The 2,595-nt window shown below is 42.7% G+C and carries 2 protein-coding genes, 1 tRNA gene and 1 riboswitch; all 3 genes read left to right on the top strand.

Annotated elements, in window-relative coordinates:
* Positions 1-77: transfer RNA gene (locus tag R7Q47_RS23160), tRNA-Trp, on the top strand.
* A 244-nt stretch (positions 78-321) separates the two neighbouring features.
* Positions 322-1,704 carry a multicopper oxidase family protein gene (locus R7Q47_RS23155; protein WP_154204944.1) on the top strand — a complete coding sequence of 461 codons (1,383 nt, stop codon included), beginning with the start codon at positions 322-324 and terminating at the stop codon, positions 1,702-1,704.
* Positions 1,705-1,827: 123 nt separating this feature from the next.
* Positions 1,828-2,211 (top strand): fluoride efflux transporter CrcB, encoded by a 384-nt coding sequence (gene crcB, locus R7Q47_RS23150; protein ID WP_005378811.1) that lies wholly within the window; start codon positions 1,828-1,830, stop codon positions 2,209-2,211.
* A 60-nt stretch (positions 2,212-2,271) separates the two neighbouring features.
* Positions 2,272-2,370: riboswitch (TPP riboswitch) on the top strand.
* Positions 2,371-2,595: the final 225 nt, after the last annotated feature.

The raw sequence follows: 2,595 nt of genomic DNA, 5'->3' as shown, positions 1-2,595 counted from the left end.
AGGGGTGTAGCTCCAATTGGCAGAGCAGCGGATTCCAAATCCGCGTGTTGGGAGTTCGAATCTCTCCACCCCTGCCACATATCAGGCTCTGACTTAGGTCAGAGCCTTTTTTGTATCTGGTTTCTTCTCATTATTACAGCTTATTTCTACTCTTATCCCGTAAGTATGGCTTTCTGCTGTACTTTGGCAGCATTTAATCTACTGAACGAACGAAACTACAGTTAGCTGTAATGATCAGTGGCCCGAAATTTTAATAATAAAGGGGAATCACTATTTATATTTAGTTACACTCAACCGATCTGGATTAATGAGTAACTATGTATGGATATATCTCGTCGACGCTTTCTTCAATCATCCTTAGCAATCTCCGCGCTTACCGTTCTACCTGCATGTTCTCTATCTAGGAGCACTAATAAGCAGAGGCAATATATATACGATATCACTGCAGAGCCTTCTACTGCAGAATTGATCCCTGGGTTTAACACAGACGTACTCGCATTTAATGGTTCGATTCCAGCGCCTACGATTCGTTGTCGCCAAGGCGAGAAAGTTATAATTAGGTTTACTAACAAGCTTTCAGAGCCGACTACAATCCACTGGCATGGCTTGCGAATCCCTATTGAAATGGATGGTGTACCTTTCTTAAGCCAGCCGCCTATCATGCCGGGTGAAACATTCGTTTATGAATTTACACCGCCAGATGCAGGCACGTTTTGGTATCACCCCCACATGAATAGCGTTAAGCAACTTGGTATGGGCTTAGTTGGGCTAATTATCGTTGAAGAGGCTGAGCCTGTTCTATTTGATGAAGAACAGGAAATAGTTCTAAAGCATTGGCATTTAGACAAACAAGGTCAGTGGAAGAACCTTATGGTACCGCGCTTGAGCGCTCGTATGGGGACTCCCGGAGAGTGGAGTAGCGTCAATGGTGTGCATGAACCTGTTTATACGCTGAAGCAGAATGCTACCACGCGATTAAGAATTGCTAATGTCGATAACACCATTACTTACCCGATCGCTATAGAAGGGGCAGAGGCTTGGGTTATTGCTATAGATGGTAATCCTGTTAAAACGCCTTATAAGCTCACTCAGCACAAAATTGGTCCAGGAATGAGGTTAGATATCGGATTGATTGCTCCGAAGGTTGGAAAACGTGTTTATGTGCGTCAAATGAAAGGACGCTTCCCATTCCATTTGTGCGAGTTTGACGGTGTTGAGTCTGACCTGCCGAACAACCAGAAACTGCCTTTATTACCTCTCAACCCTGTGCCAGCTCTCGATTTGAAAAATGCAGAGCAAATCGATTATGTGTTTGAGTGGGAGGGCGCGATCACTCCTGCTGATCAATCGGGCAAAGCGATACCTAAGTTCTGGCTGATGAACAAACGGGCTTGGGAGGGAATGAGCAAAGATAATATTCCAGCGCCGCTTTCAACATTGGAGATGGGAAAAACCTATATCTTCAACCTAAAGAACGTCACCCAATATCATCATCCTATTCATCTTCATGGACACACATTTACGGTTCTTGAGTTAGATGGCAAAAAACTCGACGAACCGTTTCATACCGATACGGTCTTACTTGGAAAAAACGGCAGTGCGAAAGCGGCATTTGTTGCAGATAACCCAGGGCGTTGGATGTACCATTGTCATGTAATTGAACACATGAAGACGGGTTTGATGGGTTACATTGAAGTAAAGTGACTCCTGTAACTTTTAAAATCTTGATAAGTTTTAAGCGCTATAATTTGCTGAATTCTAAGATTGTATAATCACTATTGCCGTAAATTTGATTACAATGTCGCCATTAACTTTTCTGGGGGAATTATGGGACAACTATCCGTTTTGGGTTTTATTGCATTGGGTGGTGCATTTGGTGCATGTTCTCGTTACTTAATTTCTGAACTTTGTGTCATTTTATTGGGGCGTGGTTTTCCATATGGTACGTTAACCGTTAACGTTGTTGGCTCATTTATGATGGGCTTATTGATAGCAGCTTTCGATAATGAACTTTTGGCAACGGAACCTTGGCGACAAGTGATTGGCTTGGGTTTTTTAGGCGCACTAACGACGTTTTCCACCTTCTCGATGGATAATGTTTTGCTTATGCAGCAGGGCGCTTTCTTTAAGATGGGGTTGAACGTATTGTTGAATGTCGTGTTAAGTATTTCAGCGGCGTGGATAGGCTTTCAATTATTGATGCGCAGCTAGCAAAGTAGTTAAAAATTGAACAGGTCGGCTTGGTTTCACCAAGCCGTTTTTATATACTGACATCACTTGTCGGAGTGCCATAAGGCTGAGACCGTTAATTCGGGATCCGTTGAACCTGATCAGATTAGAATCTGCGAAGGGAACAAGAGAAGATATTCACACCGGAGTTCTTTCTGGTTGACCTATCAAAAGTCGAATGTTGTTACAGGCAAATATCGTAAGCTTTAACTAGCCTTAATTTGACTCCTCTTGTCGCATCTATCCGCCAAGCATTTTTATCCAATTACTTTTTATCTAGTATAACAAAGCAAGGAAAAATGCTATGTCGAGTCGCAAACAAGCGAGACTGGAAGCAAAACAGTTCATTGATACACTCTCGGTACA

The organism is Vibrio sp. Vb0349 (genome assembly GCF_033338975.1).
Note: the sequence above shows the minus strand (reverse complement) of the source record. Positions and strands in the feature narration are given on the sequence as shown.

What these genes read in the sequence shown, in the direction of transcription:
- R7Q47_RS23155 (WP_154204944.1), top strand. Translation starts at nt 322, where the DNA reads ATGGATATATCTCGTCGACGCTTTCTTCAATCATCCTTAGCAATCTCC.
- crcB (WP_005378811.1), top strand. Translation starts at nt 1,828, where the DNA reads ATGGGACAACTATCCGTTTTGGGTTTTATTGCATTGGGTGGTGCATTT.